The 14,849-nt window shown below is 61.5% G+C and carries 16 protein-coding genes; 5 read left to right on the top strand and 11 right to left on the bottom strand.

From position 1 onward, the window contains the following. Positions 1-162 precede the first annotated feature (162 nt). The 3 genes from FQ187_RS09195 to FQ187_RS09185 all read left to right on the top strand — a co-directional run bounded on the left by FQ187_RS09195 (position 163) and on the right by FQ187_RS09185 (position 2,446). Positions 163-648, top strand: a complete 486-nt coding sequence (locus FQ187_RS09195) for a GNAT family N-acetyltransferase (RefSeq protein WP_149629216.1) — start codon at positions 163-165, stop codon at positions 646-648. A gap of 77 nt (positions 649-725) precedes the next feature. Next, positions 726-2,138, top strand: a complete 1,413-nt coding sequence (locus tag FQ187_RS09190) for an aspartate aminotransferase family protein (RefSeq protein WP_149629215.1) — start codon at positions 726-728, stop codon at positions 2,136-2,138. 80 nt (positions 2,139-2,218) lie between these two features. Further along, positions 2,219-2,446: an MbtH family protein gene (locus tag FQ187_RS09185; protein WP_149629214.1), complete on the top strand. Its 228-nt coding sequence runs from the start codon at positions 2,219-2,221 to the stop codon at positions 2,444-2,446. Between the two features lie 186 nt (positions 2,447-2,632). Here FQ187_RS09185 and FQ187_RS09180 read toward each other — a convergent pair whose 3' ends face one another. The 8 genes from FQ187_RS09180 to FQ187_RS09145 all read right to left on the bottom strand — a co-directional run bounded on the left by FQ187_RS09180 (position 2,633) and on the right by FQ187_RS09145 (position 8,932). After that, the gene (locus tag FQ187_RS09180; RefSeq protein ID WP_149629213.1) at positions 2,633-3,547 is read right to left on the bottom strand and encodes a metal ABC transporter solute-binding protein, Zn/Mn family; all 915 of its coding nucleotides are present in this window, start codon (positions 3,545-3,547) and stop codon (positions 2,633-2,635) included. Further along, entirely contained in the window at positions 3,548-4,447 is a 900-nt protein-coding gene (locus FQ187_RS09175) for a metal ABC transporter permease (protein WP_003226663.1), read from the bottom strand. Next, positions 4,447-5,220 carry a metal ABC transporter ATP-binding protein gene (locus FQ187_RS09170; RefSeq protein WP_371925531.1) on the bottom strand — a complete coding sequence of 258 codons (774 nt, stop codon included), beginning with the start codon at positions 5,218-5,220 and terminating at the stop codon, positions 4,447-4,449. Before FQ187_RS09170 ends, FQ187_RS09175 begins: the two co-directional genes overlap by 1 nt. Before the next feature lie 116 nt (positions 5,221-5,336). Further along, the gene (locus FQ187_RS09165) at positions 5,337-6,263 is read right to left on the bottom strand and encodes a metal ABC transporter substrate-binding protein (protein WP_149629211.1); all 927 of its coding nucleotides are present in this window, start codon (positions 6,261-6,263) and stop codon (positions 5,337-5,339) included. Between the two features lie 35 nt (positions 6,264-6,298). Continuing rightward, on the bottom strand, positions 6,299-6,871 hold the full coding sequence (locus FQ187_RS09160; protein WP_149629210.1) for a DUF6162 family protein: 573 nt from the start codon (positions 6,869-6,871) through the stop codon (positions 6,299-6,301). Then, a complete protein-coding gene (locus FQ187_RS09155; protein ID WP_149629209.1) occupies positions 6,868-7,197 on the bottom strand; it encodes a hypothetical protein in 330 nt (109 codons plus the stop codon). Before FQ187_RS09155 ends, FQ187_RS09160 begins: the two co-directional genes overlap by 4 nt. Next, entirely contained in the window at positions 7,194-7,736 is a 543-nt protein-coding gene (locus FQ187_RS09150) for a thiamine pyrophosphate-binding protein (RefSeq protein ID WP_149629208.1), read from the bottom strand. Before FQ187_RS09150 ends, FQ187_RS09155 begins: the two co-directional genes overlap by 4 nt. Beyond that, on the bottom strand, positions 7,733-8,932 hold the full coding sequence (locus tag FQ187_RS09145; RefSeq protein WP_149629207.1) for a PepSY domain-containing protein: 1,200 nt from the start codon (positions 8,930-8,932) through the stop codon (positions 7,733-7,735). Before FQ187_RS09145 ends, FQ187_RS09150 begins: the two co-directional genes overlap by 4 nt. 423 nt (positions 8,933-9,355) lie before the next feature. Between FQ187_RS09145 and leuC the strand changes: the two genes are divergently transcribed. After that, on the top strand, positions 9,356-10,777 hold the full coding sequence (gene leuC / locus FQ187_RS09140; protein ID WP_149629206.1) for a 3-isopropylmalate dehydratase large subunit: 1,422 nt from the start codon (positions 9,356-9,358) through the stop codon (positions 10,775-10,777). Then, the gene (gene leuD, locus FQ187_RS09135; RefSeq protein ID WP_149629205.1) at positions 10,774-11,388 is read left to right on the top strand and encodes a 3-isopropylmalate dehydratase small subunit; all 615 of its coding nucleotides are present in this window, start codon (positions 10,774-10,776) and stop codon (positions 11,386-11,388) included. Before leuC ends, leuD begins: the two co-directional genes overlap by 4 nt. Before the next feature lie 154 nt (positions 11,389-11,542). Here leuD and FQ187_RS09125 read toward each other — a convergent pair whose 3' ends face one another. From FQ187_RS09125 to FQ187_RS09115, 3 genes are all read right to left on the bottom strand, one after another. Continuing rightward, entirely contained in the window at positions 11,543-12,493 is a 951-nt protein-coding gene (locus tag FQ187_RS09125) for a LysR substrate-binding domain-containing protein (RefSeq protein ID WP_149629204.1), read from the bottom strand. Positions 12,494-12,513: 20 nt separating this feature from the next. Next, positions 12,514-13,821, bottom strand: a complete 1,308-nt coding sequence (dctA, locus tag FQ187_RS09120) for a C4-dicarboxylate transporter DctA (protein ID WP_149629203.1) — start codon at positions 13,819-13,821, stop codon at positions 12,514-12,516. 97 nt (positions 13,822-13,918) lie between these two features. Continuing rightward, positions 13,919-14,794 carry an alpha/beta fold hydrolase gene (locus FQ187_RS09115; RefSeq protein ID WP_149629202.1) on the bottom strand — a complete coding sequence of 292 codons (876 nt, stop codon included), beginning with the start codon at positions 14,792-14,794 and terminating at the stop codon, positions 13,919-13,921. Positions 14,795-14,849 lie beyond the last annotated feature (55 nt).

The following is a 14,849-nucleotide window of genomic DNA, read 5'->3' as shown; positions in this document are numbered from 1 at the left end:
TGGCTGGGAGTCCACCTTCGTCGGAACGCCGCCCGGAGCAAGCCCACTCCCACACTGGTTTTGTGTTGCACACCAAATGTAACGTCTCTCCATTAGCCATCCACTCGCCACAACGCTATCGTCCCCGGCAGCTTTTTCTCAATGGATTGAGGTAACAGCGCCATGGATGCCCCCCTACACATTTGCAAGGCAACCCCCGCCGACGCCGGCATCATCAGCCGGATCGTCGAGCGCTCCATTCGCGTGGGTTGCGCGCTCGACCATCGCAACGATCCGCTCACCGTCGCCACCTGGACCCACAACAAAACCATCGAACACGTGCAGCCCTGGTTGGCCGACGAGCGGTTGTACCTGAACATTGCCCTGTTGCAGGACAAACCGGTCGGCGTCGCGATGGCTGCGATCAGCGGCAAGGTCGCGTTTTGTTACGTACAACCGGAATGGTTTCGTCGCGGGGCCGGGCAAGCGCTGGTGCGCGACCTCGAAGGCTGGTTGACCGATCGGGGGTTGCGTCAAGCCCGACTCAATAGCATCCGCACCAGCGAAGCGTTTTACCGTCATCTGGGTTACCAGCCTTGCGCTGAAACCTTCACGGTGGCGGGGCTCCACGCCATCCCCATGCACAAAGCGCTGACACTCCCCTCATAGAAAGCTGATCGAGGGTCTAAATCCTCGGCGCCCTGATGCGTTTCCAGAACAGGAAAACCTTATTCAGGGGTCGAGAGATGTCAGTCGCTACCAGCCTTATGGAAGATCAGTCGGCCCGGATCACTCCGGCGCCGACCGAGACGCTTTATCAGTTCAATGAGTCGCCGTTGCTGGCCCGTCAAAACCAGCAGGAATCGAATGCCCGCAGCTATCCGCGACGCATTCCCCTGGCTCTCAAACGGGCCAAGGGCATTTATGTCGAAGACGTCGAAGGCCGCCGTTTCATCGACTGCCTGGCCGGTGCCGGGACGTTGGCTCTCGGGCACAACCATCCGGTGGTAATCGACGCGATCCAGCAAGTGCTGACGGATGAACTGCCTCTGCACACCCTCGACCTGACCACCCCGGTCAAAGATCAGTTCGTTCAGGACCTTTTCGGCCTGCTGCCGCCGGCGTTGGCCGCTGAAGCCAAGATCCAGTTCTGTGGTCCGACCGGCACCGACGCGGTGGAAGCCGCGCTGAAACTGGTGCGCACCGCCACCGGACGCAGCACCGTGCTGTCGTTTCAGGGTGGTTATCACGGCATGAGCCAGGGTGCGCTGAGCCTGATGGGCAGTCTGGGGCCGAAAAAACCCTTGGGCGCCTTGCTCAGCAACGGTGTGCAGTTCATGCCATATCCCTACGATTACCGCTGCCCGTTCGGGCTCGGCGGCGCGCAAGGTGTGCAGGTCAATCTGAATTACCTGGAAAACCTGCTCAATGATCCAGAGGCCGGTGTGCAATTGCCGGCCGCGGTGATCGTTGAAGCGGTGCAGGGCGAGGGTGGGGTGATCCCGGCCGATCTTGATTGGTTGCGCGGCCTGCGACGGATTACCGAAAAGGCCGGTGTCGCGCTGATCGTCGACGAGATTCAGAGCGGTTTTGCCCGCACCGGCAAGATGTTCGCCTTCGAACACGCCGGGATCATTCCCGACGTGGTGGTCATGTCCAAAGCCATCGGTGGCAGTTTGCCGTTGGCCGTGGTGGTCTATCGCGATTGGCTCGACACCTGGCTGCCGGGCGCCCATGCCGGGACCTTCCGCGGCAATCAGATGGCCATGGCCGCAGGTTCTGCGGTGATGCGTTACCTGACCGAACACAAGGTCTGCGAGCATGCCGCTGCCATGGGTGAACGCTTGAGCGAACACCTGCGCATCCTGCAGCGGGACTTCCCGCAACTGGGTGACATTCGGGGACGCGGCTTGATGCTGGGTGTTGAACTGGTCGATCCGACTGGCGAGCTGGATACGCGGGGTCATCCGCCGATCTTCGGTCGACTGGCGCCGCTGGTGCAGCGTGAATGCCTCAAGCGTGGCTTGATCCTCGAACTGGGCGGGCGTCATGGCGGCGTGGTGCGCTTCCTGCCGCCGCTGGTGATCACTGCCGCGGAAATCGATCGGGTAGCCGATATTTTCGGCAGGGCCATGGCTGCTGCCACCGCCAGCCTCTAAATTTTTCAGCCTCTGACACGTTCCTTCTACATAACGGTTGCGCACGCAGTGCAGCCCACCCTACAGCGAGGAGAAACACCATGACTTCAGTATTCGACCGCGAGGACATCCTCTTTCAGGTCGTGGTCAACCACGAAGAGCAGTACTCGATCTGGCCCGACTACAAAACCGTGCCTGCAGGCTGGCGCACCGTGGGCAAGAGCGGCCTGAAAAAGGAATGCCTGGCTTACATCGAAGAAACCTGGACTGACATGCGTCCGCTGAGCTTGCGCCAGAAGATGGAAGAACAAGCGGCTGTGGCTCACTGAGTCACCGCGCAAAAAGAAGCCCGCTGAACCGAGAAGGTCAGCGGGCTTTTTCATATCTGGAATGTGTGTTGCTTGTGAGGCCGCCTTCGCGAGCAAGCCCGCTCCCACATTGGATCTGTGTCGCGCCACAAATCCAATGTGGGAGCGGACTTGCTCGCGAAGAACGATAACGCGGTCCAACTGACGTTACGCCCCGCTCAACCCCTTGATCAGCAAATCCACATTCCCTTCCAGCTCGGCCACCGGATCCGCCGCATCCACACTCAACACCACCAACCGGCTACCCGCTTCGGCAATCACCGCTTTCACCGCATCGGACGGCTGTCGATGGTGCAACACCACCGCCACGTCATTGTCCTTGAGTGTCACACCCAACTGCTTGAGCGCTTCAGGTGTCCACTCGGCATCCGGCCGCGCATCGAGGCCGATCTGTTCCAGGTTGAGGCCGCCGATCAGATAGCCAAAGTGATCGCTCAGGCTCATCACGCTGAGGTTGTCGGCACTGGCCAGCCGCGCTTCGCTGTCGGCGCTGAACTTGAGCAAGCGCTGTTTGAGCGCAGCCAGGTTGGCCTCGATCTTCGGCTTGGCCTGGGGCGCCAGACGCACCAGGTCTGCCGCCATGACGTCCGCCATCCGCCCCATGTTGTTGCTGGAAAACCACGGCTGACTGTTCAACCCATCAACTTTGTTGCCGGGTTGCACGGCGATGCCGGGCAGCGCGCCGTCCACCGGGCGCGCGGCGTCGACCTCGACGATGCGGATGTTGCTACGCCGGGAGATCGGGTAAAGCGGATCATCCGCCCACAGCGAACGCAGACCAATCACTGCATCGGCGTCGGTCGCCAGTTTGGCCAGCGTCGGAGCGCCACGACCCGTGAAGTACGCGGTCTGCCGGCTACCGGGCAGATTCGCCGGCGCGGCACGTTCAAGGTTGACATCGGTGCCTTTGAGCAAGACTTCGCCCAGACCATAAGTGATCGGCAAGGACGCCAGCACGCGCAGCGGTTTGACGCTGTCAGCTGCAAAGGTTGTGTTGACCAGCCCGCAAAAGGGCAATGTGAAGGTCAATGCCAGGGTCAATTGACGCAAAGTAAAAGACATTTATCCGAGATTCCCTTTCAGGCTGGGGACAACGCCACGCGCAATGGCGGCGAGGGCGAAGGCGATACCGGCCACCAGAATGATCGCGGCGCCGGACGGGATAGGCAGGTCGAAGACAATCGGCGCAAGGATCCCGCACAGCGTGCTGACCGTAGCGATCAGCACCGAACACCAGAAGAAGCCCTTCAGCGACTGACTCAGCAATCGCGCAGCTGCCGCCGGAATCACCAGCAGGGCGCCGACCAGAATCGCGCCGATGACTTTTACCGCCGCTACGGTGATCAGGGTCACCAAAATCACAAACAGATAATCCAGGGTTTTCACTGCTACACCCCGCACCGCCGCCAGTTGCGGATTGAAACTGGCCAGCATGATGCGGTTGTACAGCGGCAAGGCCAGGGCCATGACCAGCGAACCGACGATGGCCAACACCAGCAGGTCATTGCCGTTGACGGTCAGTACCGAACCGAACAGTACGTTTTCGAGGATGTGCACGTTGATCTTGCCTGCCAGAATCAGCAGCAGACTGGCGCCCAATGCCAACGACACCGAGAGGAACACACCGATCAACGTATCCGGCGCCAGACCCGTGCGATTGCGCAGGTAGTTGAGCAAAATGCCGAACAACAAGCAGTAGCCGAACAGACTGCCGTAAGGCCCGGTGTACGGTTCGCCCAGCAGAATGCCGATGGCCACGCCGGTCAGCGCCGCGTGGCCTACCGCTTCGGAGAAAAACGCGAAACGCTTGACCACCACCAACGTCCCCAAACCGCCCAGCACCGGGCCGATCAGCAAGCCGGCGAGCAACGCGTTGACCACAAATCCATAGGCCAGCGCCTCAGGCAGATAACCGGAAGAGGCCCAACCCTGGACCATCAAACGAAAGGCTTCGTAACTCATCAGGCAGCGCTCCGTGGATGGGTCGAGAACAGGGTCAGCAGGCGTTCCGGGGTCAGCGCTTGTTTCGGCGTGGCATCGAACAGCACCCGGCGATTAAGCCCGGTGACACGATCCGCCAACCGTCCGACTGCTTCCAGATCATGCTCGATCCACAGCACGGTGATGCCGCTTTGGCGCCAGTCGCCGAGCAGTCGTTCGAACACTTGAATACCGGCCTCGTCGAGCGCCGACATCGGTTCGTCGAGCACCAGCAACTGCGGCGCCGGAATCAGTCCCTGAGCCAGCAACACACGCTGACGCTCACCGCCGGACAACGCCCCCATGCGCCGCTTGCGTTTGTCCTGCATGCCGACCCGTTCCAGGGCTTCGCCAATCGCGCCGGCGTAGTGCTTGCTCAACCCGAGAAACGCCGGGCGCCGCTGGCACATCGCGGCCATGAAATCGTCGACGGTCATCGGCAAACCTCGATCGAATTCCAGGGCTTGGGGTACGTAGCCGATGGTCCCCGGTGTGCCGGGCCATTGCAGGCTCAGACGACCCTGATGCGGCATCTGTCCGAGCAAGGTCTTGATCAGCGAACTCTTGCCGCCACCGTTGGGGCCGACCAGCGCATGCACGCTGCCGGGCCGGACCTGAAAAGTGACGTTGTCGAGGATCGTCGTGCGCCCGAGGGTCAAACTGACCTCCGCAAAATCCAGCGTCGGCCCCGAAACCTGTGGGAGCGGCGGTGCGACGATTCGACTTGCTCGCGAAGAGGGAGTGTCAGTCGACATCAATGTTGACTGACCCACCGCTTTCGCGAGCAAGTCGAATCGTCGCACCGCCGCTCCCACAGGGGATTCGGGGGCGGTCGGGGTGGGGTTTTGGGCACAGATGGTTTCTTTAGCCGTCATTGGCCGGACTCCTGAATCGCCCGGACCACCGTGTTGAGATTGCCTGTCATTTCCTTTTCGTACTTGTCGGCGGTGTACTCGCCATAGGAAATGTGCGACAGCGGGTACAGCTTCACCCCGGATTCACGCTGGATGGTCTCGACGTAGGTGGACGGGAAATCCATCTCCGAGAAGATCACTTTCACGTCCAGTTCCCGCAGTTGATCGATGGTTTTTTTCAACTGGCTCGGGCTCGGTTCGATGCCGTGGGCCGGTTCGACCACAGCGGTCACTTCCAGGCCAAACTCGCGCAGCAAATAGTCGTAAGCCGCGTGAACCGTGGCCACCCGCAGTTCGGCGTTCGGTGCCTGGGTCAGTTTCGCCAGGGCGTCGGCGCGCATCTGCCGCAGGCGTCTGCCGTAGGCGCGGGCGTTTTGGGTGTAGGTCTTGGCGTTGGCCGGGTCGAGCTTGCCCAGTTCCCGGGCGATGTTGTTGACCTGGGCAATCGAGGCACTGATCGACAGGAAGGTGTGCGGGTTTACGACCTTGCCGGCGCCGCGAGCGGCGACGCCGGTGGCGGCCAGCAACGGTACGTTTTCGTTGGCTTCGATCACGGGAATGTTCGGTGTTTCGCTGGCAGCGATCATACGGTCGGCAAAGTCGTCATGGCCGACGCCGTTGAGCACGACCACGTCCAGCCCGCTGATGCGCTTGATGTCCTCGGCGCGGGGCTCGTAGGCATGCGGGTTGAAACCGGCCGGAATCAGCGGCACCACCTCGGCCTTGTCACCGACGATGTTCGCCACGTAGCTGTAATAAGGGTGCAGGGTGATGCCGATGCGCAGACGCTTGGCCGCGTCGGCACTGGCCAGCGGGGTCAGCAGACAAGCCAGTAAGCCGACCAGCATCAGGCGCAAGAAAGAACGTTGAGATGAAATAGGCATGGTTAAGCGGTCTTCTCTCGGGTGAAGGCGAGGGTTCAGTGCCGGAGCTGGCGGGTCACGCCGGCATCGAATTGCGCGACGATCTGCTGCCAGCCGGCGCTTTCCAGCGCAGCGTCGGTGAGGTCGGTCGGGGCAGCGAGGGCTTTGCCGCGGTTGAGCCAGACGTCCGGAGCATCGTCGTCAGCGGTCAAGCGCATCAGAAACGACCCCGCCACGGTGGGCGTCTGGCTCTGGCCGAAGTAAGCCTTGGCGTCGAGCAATTGCCAGGCATGACCGCCGCGGATGACGGAACTGGCGTCCTGAGCGAACGGCGCAAAACCTTCATCGGCGAGGGCTGAGGGGGCGGGTAGCGCTTGTTGCTCCTGACGCAACAGATGAATTTCGTCGAGCGTCACCCGCAGGTCGGCGTAGATGCCTTGCTCGGACGCGCTCAAGTCGCGACGGGCATCCAGTTGATGGCTGCCAACGCTGCTGACTTCCTGAGACTCACCGCGCCAGGCGACCACCGAGCCGGCCACCGCCAGAATCATCAGGCACAACAGCAACACATAAAGGGTTTCATGGCCGGCACCGGCCGGGCGGACGATTTGCGTAGTCGGTGTACTCATGGGGCTTCGATGTCCGCTTGGTCAATCTCGACGACGTGGCCGGGACCTGCGTCGAACAGCACGTAGAACTCGGCGCCGGGCTTCTTGAAGGTCAGGGTCGAATCGGCGCCGAGCTTGCCCGGCACCAGGATGGTTTCGTCGTAGCCGATCACGTCCAGGGTCACCCCCGGCGCGCCGCTGCCGTCGGAGAAACCGCCGGTGCATTTGATCTGCTCGGCGTCGATGGCTTTGCATTCGCACATCGGGTTGTGGGCCAGGGCGCTGGCACTGAAACCGGCGCACAGCACCAGCAGCGCGGCGCTCAAAGGACGTAAAGCGTTGATCATGGTTTGCCTCCTTGTTGGTTCAGCCAGGCGAGGGTGGCCGGGGATGCCTGGCTCAGGGGGACGGAGGCCTGATGCATGGCGCCGTCCCAGCCTTCCATGGTGATCCACAGCTCGGCGTCGGCTTTGGTCTTCTCGGGGATCGGCAACATCGCGCCCATGCGGTACGGCGTACCAAAGAAAATCACCCCGGCAGCGCGCAGGCTGCGCGGTTTGCCGATGCGCAGGTAAGTCGCCTTGACCTGATCGCGGCAGCTGTCGCACAGCGCCGCGTTGAAGTTCTTCATGTAACCGGCCGGGCCATCGAGCCTCGGTGCTTCGTTGCGCAATTCGGCCAGGCGCAGGCTCCAGGGGCCGACCTGAACCTCTCCGATCTCCCGCTCACCCAGGCCGGTGTCACCGCGAAACAGCGCAGCGTCGGCAAAGTATTTGGGCATGAAGCCCAGCGGCACCAGCAACAGCAGAACGTTGATGTGGAAGCGCCATTTGTGCCAGAAACGACTCAGTTTCGAGCCCGGTTTATCAGCGGTAAACAGATTCATTGGCTGACCTCCGTGGTTTCACGGCTGTTGGCCGCAGCGGTCTGACTGCGCGGGCGTTTATGGCTGCGCTTGAGGGCATTGGCCGTGGCCAGGGCGGTGCGTTTGGTCCAGATCAACAGGCCGCTGAGGACCATCATGCTCAGGATCAGGCCGAAGAAGAACCAGATCAGCTTGATCCAGATGCCGCCGAAATCGCCGGTGTGCAGCGGACGCATGGATTCGGTCACCAGCTCCAGGCCGGAACGGTCCGACAACAGGCGGGTGGCGGCGATGTCGCCGGTATACGGGTTGATGTCGGCGGTCTGGAACATCAGCGGATACCAACTGCGTCCGCCTACCGACAGATAGCTATAGACATTGGCAGGCAGGCTGACGAAGCTGTCGTCCAGTCCGGGAATACGTTCCTTGGCTTCGCGGATCGCCGTCTCCAGGCTAATCATCGGCGCCGGCGAACCGTCGGCAGTCAGCGGGACACTTTCACGCGGAACCACAGCAGCGACTGGCGCGGTGGAAATCGAAATCTGGTTATCGAACATGAACGCCTGAATCAGAAACCAGGTGCTGGTGATGGAAATCACCGCGATGAACCAGATCGACCAGATGCCGCTGAGGCGATGAAAGTCGCCCCAGAAAATCCGTGCGCCATGACGAATGCGCAACGCCGGTCGCAAGAATCCTTTCCAGAAGCGCTTGTAGACCACTAGCCCGGTGACCAACGACGCCAGCAATGGCAGGCTGAGAAACGACACCAGGTACCAGCCCCAGCTGTAACCGTTGGTGAACGGCACCAGCCACCAGCCATGCAGCGCGCGGGTAAATGCCTTGAAATTGAATGGCGGGGCAGTGCCCTGAATGACGCCGCTGTAGGGATTGACGTAAACCGTCACCGAGCGACCGTCGGGGTAGCTGACGTCCACGTCGAGGGCGAAGTGCGATTCATCGGGCCGGCTGATGCCTTCGACCAGTGTGTTCGGTTCCGCTTTTTTGATCGCGGCGATGATCTGGTCGTAACTGAGCAGCGGCGCATCGTCCGAGGGTTGGCTGGCGCGCATTTGCGGGTTGGCCAGCCAGACGATTTCCTGGCTGACCACCGCCAGGGTGCCGGTCACACAGACGATCAGTACGAAAAACCAGATCGGCAATGCCAGCCAGCTATGGACCAGAAACCAGAGTTTTGAACGGGATTTCTTCGACATGATTAAAGGTCTTGTTTCGATGAGCGGGCCTCTGCTGCGGGCTTCCCAGCGATGAGGTCCATGAAAGGTCGAGCCGTGGCTTTAGCCTGCGCGGGCCGACTGCATCTAAATAAGACGGATGAGCATCCAAAATCCCGAAGGGGGATGTGAAAGAAAATGTTTCGTATTGTTGGAGGGCTGGCTTTTGTGGGAGCGAGCTTGCTCGCGAAAGCGGTGTGTCAATCAACATACTTTTTGACTGACACACCGCTATCGCGAGCAGGCTCACTCCTACAGGGGTGTGTATTCACCGTTGATTACGGTGTTTCCTGATCCAACACGAACCATGTTCCAAGGGATCACTTTCAGGCCATTGATGGGCGCGGGCGACTGCCTAAGATGGGGCCCAGACGCTGTAACCCGCGAGCCTGAGCGAGTACTTCCATGACTCCAGCAAGAACCCTCTACGACAAACACATCGATTCCCACACGGTGTGTCGCCTTGATGACCAGGGCCATGTCCTGTTGTACATCGATCGTCAAGTCATCAACGAATACACCAGCCCCCAGGCCTTCAGCGGTCTGCGCGAGGCCAAACGCGGGGTCTGGCGTGCCGGAACCGCGTTGGCGGTGGTCGATCACGTCAACCCCACGGCACCCAGGCGTGTGGCGGCCATGCCCGATCCCGGTGGTGCGCGGCAAGTGTCGTACCTGGCGGAAAACTGCCGGGATTTCGGCATCGAATTGCTCGACATCCTCGACAAGCGCCAGGGCATCGAACATGTGATTGCCCCGGAACAGGGCTTCATCCTGCCAGGCATGGTGATTGCCGCTGGCGACAGCCACACGACCACCTACGGTGCCCTCGGCGCCTTCGGTTTCGGCATCGGCACCTCCGAGATCGAACACCTGCTGGCGTCCCAGACGCTGGTCTACAAACGCCTGAAAAGCATGCGGGTAACGGTGGATGGCGAACTGGCGCCTGGGTTGACCTCCAAGGACGTGATCATGGCGCTGATCGGCCAGATCGGCGCGTCGGGGGCCACCGGGTACGCCATCGAGTTTCGCGGCTCGACCATCGATGCCCTGAGCGTCGAAGCACGCATGACCATCTGCAACATGGCGGTGGAGGCTGGGGCACGAGGTGCATTCATGGCGCCGGACGAAAAAGTCTTCGCCTACCTCAAGGACAAACCCCGCGCGCCCAAAGGCGAGTTGTGGGAGCGTGCCGTGGAAACGTGGCGCGCCTTGCACAGCGACGCCGATGCGCAGTTCGACCGTGAAGTTTATCTGGACGCCAGCGCGTTGGAGCCGATGGTCACCTGGGGCACCAGCCCGGATCAGGCATCGCCGATCGGCGCTCGCGTGCCTGATCCGCAAGACGTCAGCGACCTGATCCTGCGTCAGGACATGCGCCGCGCCCTGAACTACATGGGCCTTGAAGCCGGCATGCCGCTGAGTGAAATCGTCATCAGCCATGCGTTCATCGGTTCCTGCACCAACGCTCGCATCGAAGACCTGCGCGATGCCGCCAGCGTGGTACGCGGCAAACACGTGGCCAAGCATGTGCGGGCGATGATCGTTCCCGGCTCCACCGAAGTCCGTGAGCAGGCCGAGGCCGAGGGGCTGGCGGCGATCTTCATCGACGCCGGGTTCGAATGGCGGCAGTCCGGCTGCTCCATGTGCCTGGCCATGAACGACGATGTACTGGCGCCGGGCGACCGTTGCGCCTCTAGCACCAACCGTAATTTCGAAGGCCGGCAGGGCGCCGGTGCCCGCACCCACCTGATGAGCCCGGCCATGGTCGCCGCCGCCGCGATCACCGGCCGCTTGACCGACATCCGTCACTTTGGAGACCGCCCATGAGCCTGCAACCCTTCACCCAGGTCAGCGGCAAGGCCGCCCCGATGCTCGCGGCCAACATCGACACCGACGTGATCATGCCCAAGCAATTCCTCAAGGGCATCGACCGCGCCGGACTGGACCGTGGTTTGTTTTTTGATCTGCGGTTTCTGCCCGACGGTTCACTCAACCCCGGGTTCGTGCTGAACCAACCGGCGTGGCAGGGAGCGAGTTTCATGGTGGTCGGGCCGAATTTCGGCTGCGGGTCGAGCCGCGAGCATGCGGTCTGGGGCTTGAAGCAGATGGGCATCCGGGCGCTGATTGGCAGCAGCTTTGCCGGAATTTTTTATGACAACTGCCAGCGCAATGGAGTGCTGCTGATTACCCTCGATGAGCCAGTGTTACAGCGGCTCGGACACATCGTCAGCCAGCCGGACAGTGCCGGGATCAGTGTCGATCTGGAGGCGCAGCAGATCAGGTTGCAGGACGGTCAGGTCATCCCGTTCGAGATCGATACCTTGCGCAAGACTTCACTGTTACTCGGCCTCGATGCGATCGGCAGCACCTTGCAGCGTAGCGAGCAGATCAAAGCCTTCGAACGCCAACACCTGGCCGCCAACCCCTGGCTAAGCTGAAACACAGATCCAACGGTGGGAGCGGGCTTGCTCGCGAAGGCGTCGTATCAGTCAGAGCCGATGTCGGCTGACACGACGCCTTCGCGAGCAAGCCCGCTCCCACAGTTGATTTTATACAGGCACAAATCCCGGTGAGGACTCGTATTGCGCCAGGCTAAACCGACAACCCCTTGAAATGTTCCTGCAAAAACTCCACACACGCCCGTAACTTCCCCGAGTACGCCAACCGCGTCGGGTACACCGCCCAGACGTTGGCGCTTTGTGTGTAGTCGGGCAGTAATTGCACCAATCGCCCCTGTTCCAGCAATGGCTTCACATCCCACAGCGAACGCAGCAACACCCCGCGCCCATCCAGTGCCCACTGCAAGACAATCTCCCCGCTGTTGGACGACAACGGCCCGCTGACGCGCACGCTTTCCTGAACCCCGTCGCGCTCCAGGTTCCAGATGCCGAACGCGTTGTCGCGCTCCTTGATCACCAGGCAATGATGCTGCTCCAGCTCTTCCAGCGTCTGGGGTGTGCCGTGTCGTTGCAGGTAGGTCGGCGCCGCGCAGAGCACGCGCCGATTGCTCACCAGGCGCCGGCCGATGTGCTGACCGGGAATGTCGTCGCCGACGCGGATCTCCAGATCAAAGCCTTCGCTGACGATGTCCACCACCCGATCGAACAGGTCCAGGCGAATCTCCAGGTCCGGATAACGCTCGGCCAGCAACGACAGGGCCGGGGCCACATGGTTACGCCCGAAACCGAAACTGCTGCACAAATGCAGACGCCCGCGAGGGCTGTCGTGGGCATCGGAGAGTTCGTCGTGCAGTTGCTGGAAGTCATCGAGAATCCGCAGGGCCCAGCGCTGTACACGCTCACCGTCTTCGGTCAGGGCGATGCGGCGGCTGGTGCGGTGCAGCAGACGGGTGCCGAGGGTGGTTTCGAGAATCTGGATTCGTTTGCTGACGTAGGCGGGTGACAGGCCCAATTCATCCGCCGCGGCGGCAAAACAGCTCTTGCGAATGACGGTGAGTAATACACGCAGGTCTTCGGGAAGGGGCACGGTGTCTTTCTTGGTGGTCATCACAGAACGGGCACTGGCGGCATGAGCCGCCAGCATAGCATCGCCGCGAGGGCTGATTATTCGGCGGACAACTTGGCCTCAGCCGCTGCTGCCCGCGCATGGCGACCGCGCTTGAGGGCAATCGGCGCCATCTTGCTGCGATCCAGTTCGCCTTCCCATGCCGCCACGACCAGTGCTGCGACGGCGTTGCCGATGATGTTGGTCAGGGATCGGCATTCGGCCATGAAACGGTCGACGCCGAGGATCAATACCATCGCCGCCACCGGCACGGTCGGCACTACCGCCAGGCTCGCCGCCAGCGCGACGAAGCCCGCGCCGACCACCGCGCCCGCACCTTTGGAGGTGAGCATCGCCACTGCCAACAGCGTCAGTTGCTGCTCAAGGCTCAAGTCGATGTTGGTCGCCTGGGCGAGAAACAGCACCGCCAGGGTCATGTAGATGTTGGTGCCGTCCAGGTTAAACGTGTAGCCGGTCGGAACGACAATCCCCACCACGCCTTTGGACGCGCCAAGGCTTTCGAGTTTTTGAATCAGCTGCGGCAGTGCCGATTCCGAAGAGCTGGTGCCGAGCACGATCAACAGTTCGGCCTTGATGTACGCCAGCAGTTTGAAAATGCTGAAGCCGGCATAACGGGCGATGCTGCCGAGTACACAGGCAATGAAAATGAACGCGGTCAGGTAAAAGGTGCCGAGCAGTTTCAGCAGCGGCAGCAACGAACCGAGGCCGTACTTGCCGATGGTGAACGCAATCGCACCAAACGCACCGATCGGTGCCGCGCGACTGATGATGCCGACAATGCGGAAGAACACTTCGCTGGCCTGATTGATCACGCCCACCAGTGGCCGGCCCTTTTCACCGACCATCACCAGGGCAATGCCGAACAGTACCGAGACGAACAGCACAGGCAGGATTTCGCCCTTGGAGAACGCATCAAAAAAAGTCGTCGGAATCACGTGCAGCAAGAAACCGGTGACGCCTTCGCCGTGTTCGGCCTGGCCGACAAAACCGGCAATCGCCGAGGAGTCGAGCGTCTTCACGTCGATGTTGAAGCCCGCGCCCGGATGCAGCAGATGCGCCGCCAGCATGCCAATCACCAGGGCAATGCTCGAGACGACTTCGAAATACAGCAATGCCTTGCCGCCCACCCGACCGACCTGCTTCACGTCGTGCATGCTGGTGATGCCGGAGACCACCGTGCAGAAGATGATCGGGCCGATGATCATCTTGATCAGCTTGATGAAGCCGTCGCCCAACGGCTTTAGGTCAATGCCGATTTGCGGCCAGTAATGACCGATCACAATGCCCAGAGCGATGGCGATGAGCACCTGCACATAGAGGGTTCCCAGCAGTTTTCTGATTGTCATTTTTATTATCTCGAGACGGTTTTTGGGCATGACGATCCCGCGCAGGCCAGTGGCGACCCGCGGTGGGAGGTGGATTCAGGTCAGTAAGGCGCGGGTGTCAGCGCAGGAAACCCAGGACTTCGGCGAGTAACAGGTCGGGGGCTTCTTCGGCAAGGTAATGGCCGGCGGGCAGCGCTTTGCCGCGGACGTCGGTGGCCACGTGTTGCCATTCCTTGAGCGGCTCGAAGCAGCGTCCGACCGTGCCTTCGGCGCCCCACAGAACCAGCAGCGGCAGGTGCAGGTGACGGCCGGCGGCGATGTCGGCGCGGTCATGTTCCAGATCGATGCCGGCGCTGGCGCGGTAGTCCTCGCAGATGCCGCGCGCGGTGCCCGGCAGTTTCAGGCAGCGCAGGTATTCGCCAAAGGCTTCAGGGGTGAACGGTTTGAGTCCGGCGCTGCGACTGCCCATTACGCTGCGCAGGTACGATTCGGGGTCGGCTTCGATCAGGGTTTCCGGCAGCGGCGCCGGGCGGATCAGGAAGAACCAGTGCCAGTAGGCGCGGGCAAAGGCTTCGTTGGTTTGCGCATACATCGACAGGGTGGGCGCGATGTCGAGCAGTACCAGGCGTTGCACGGCATCGGGATGATCCAGCGCCAGACGATGGGCCACGCGGGCGCCACGGTCGTGGGCCAGCACCGAGAATTGAGCGAAGCCCAGGGACTTCATCAGCTCGACACCGTCCTTGGCCATTTCGCGTTTCGAATAATGGGTGTGGTGATCGTTGGCCGGCGGCTTACCGCTGTCACCGTAACCTCGAAGGTCGGCGGCGATCACGGTGAAGTGTTCGGCCAGTTGTTCGGCAACCTTGTGCCAGATGACGTGGGTTTGCGGGTGACCGTGCAGCAACAGCAGGCCCGGCCCGTTGCCGCCGATGCGGTAGGCAATGTCCACGCCGTTGACGTGGCGCTGGTCTTTCAGGAATCCGGCAAACATGGGGGTGACTCCTTGTTGTAGTTGCCTGCATCCTGAAATTGTTGAGCGGTTACGG

It is taken from the genome of Pseudomonas sp. ANT_J28, from assembly GCF_008370005.1.
Taxonomy (GTDB): domain Bacteria; phylum Pseudomonadota; class Gammaproteobacteria; order Pseudomonadales; family Pseudomonadaceae; genus Aquipseudomonas; species Aquipseudomonas frigoris.
This window is presented reverse-complemented; position numbering and strand designations above follow the sequence as displayed.

Coding starts and splice junctions, on each gene's coding strand:
- leuC (WP_149629206.1), top strand. CDS start 9,356: ATGACTCCAGCAAGAACCCTCTACGACAAACACATCGATTCCCACACG.
- FQ187_RS09160 (WP_149629210.1), bottom strand. CDS start 6,871: ATGAGTACACCGACTACGCAAATCGTCCGCCCGGCCGGTGCCGGCCAT.
- FQ187_RS09115 (WP_149629202.1), bottom strand. CDS start 14,794: ATGTTTGCCGGATTCCTGAAAGACCAGCGCCACGTCAACGGCGTGGAC.
- FQ187_RS09155 (WP_149629209.1), bottom strand. CDS start 7,197: ATGATCAACGCTTTACGTCCTTTGAGCGCCGCGCTGCTGGTGCTGTGC.
- FQ187_RS09145 (WP_149629207.1), bottom strand. CDS start 8,932: ATGTCGAAGAAATCCCGTTCAAAACTCTGGTTTCTGGTCCATAGCTGG.
- FQ187_RS09185 (WP_149629214.1), top strand. CDS start 2,219: ATGACTTCAGTATTCGACCGCGAGGACATCCTCTTTCAGGTCGTGGTC.
- FQ187_RS09125 (WP_149629204.1), bottom strand. CDS start 12,493: ATGCTGGCGGCTCATGCCGCCAGTGCCCGTTCTGTGATGACCACCAAG.
- FQ187_RS09190 (WP_149629215.1), top strand. CDS start 726: ATGTCAGTCGCTACCAGCCTTATGGAAGATCAGTCGGCCCGGATCACT.
- FQ187_RS09195 (WP_149629216.1), top strand. CDS start 163: ATGGATGCCCCCCTACACATTTGCAAGGCAACCCCCGCCGACGCCGGC.
- dctA (WP_149629203.1), bottom strand. CDS start 13,821: ATGACAATCAGAAAACTGCTGGGAACCCTCTATGTGCAGGTGCTCATC.
- leuD (WP_149629205.1), top strand. CDS start 10,774: ATGAGCCTGCAACCCTTCACCCAGGTCAGCGGCAAGGCCGCCCCGATG.
- FQ187_RS09165 (WP_149629211.1), bottom strand. CDS start 6,263: ATGCCTATTTCATCTCAACGTTCTTTCTTGCGCCTGATGCTGGTCGGC.
- FQ187_RS09175 (WP_003226663.1), bottom strand. CDS start 4,447: ATGAGTTACGAAGCCTTTCGTTTGATGGTCCAGGGTTGGGCCTCTTCC.
- FQ187_RS09170 (WP_371925531.1), bottom strand. CDS start 5,220: ATGTCGACTGACACTCCCTCTTCGCGAGCAAGTCGAATCGTCGCACCG.
- FQ187_RS09150 (WP_149629208.1), bottom strand. CDS start 7,736: ATGAATCTGTTTACCGCTGATAAACCGGGCTCGAAACTGAGTCGTTTC.
- FQ187_RS09180 (WP_149629213.1), bottom strand. CDS start 3,547: ATGTCTTTTACTTTGCGTCAATTGACCCTGGCATTGACCTTCACATTG.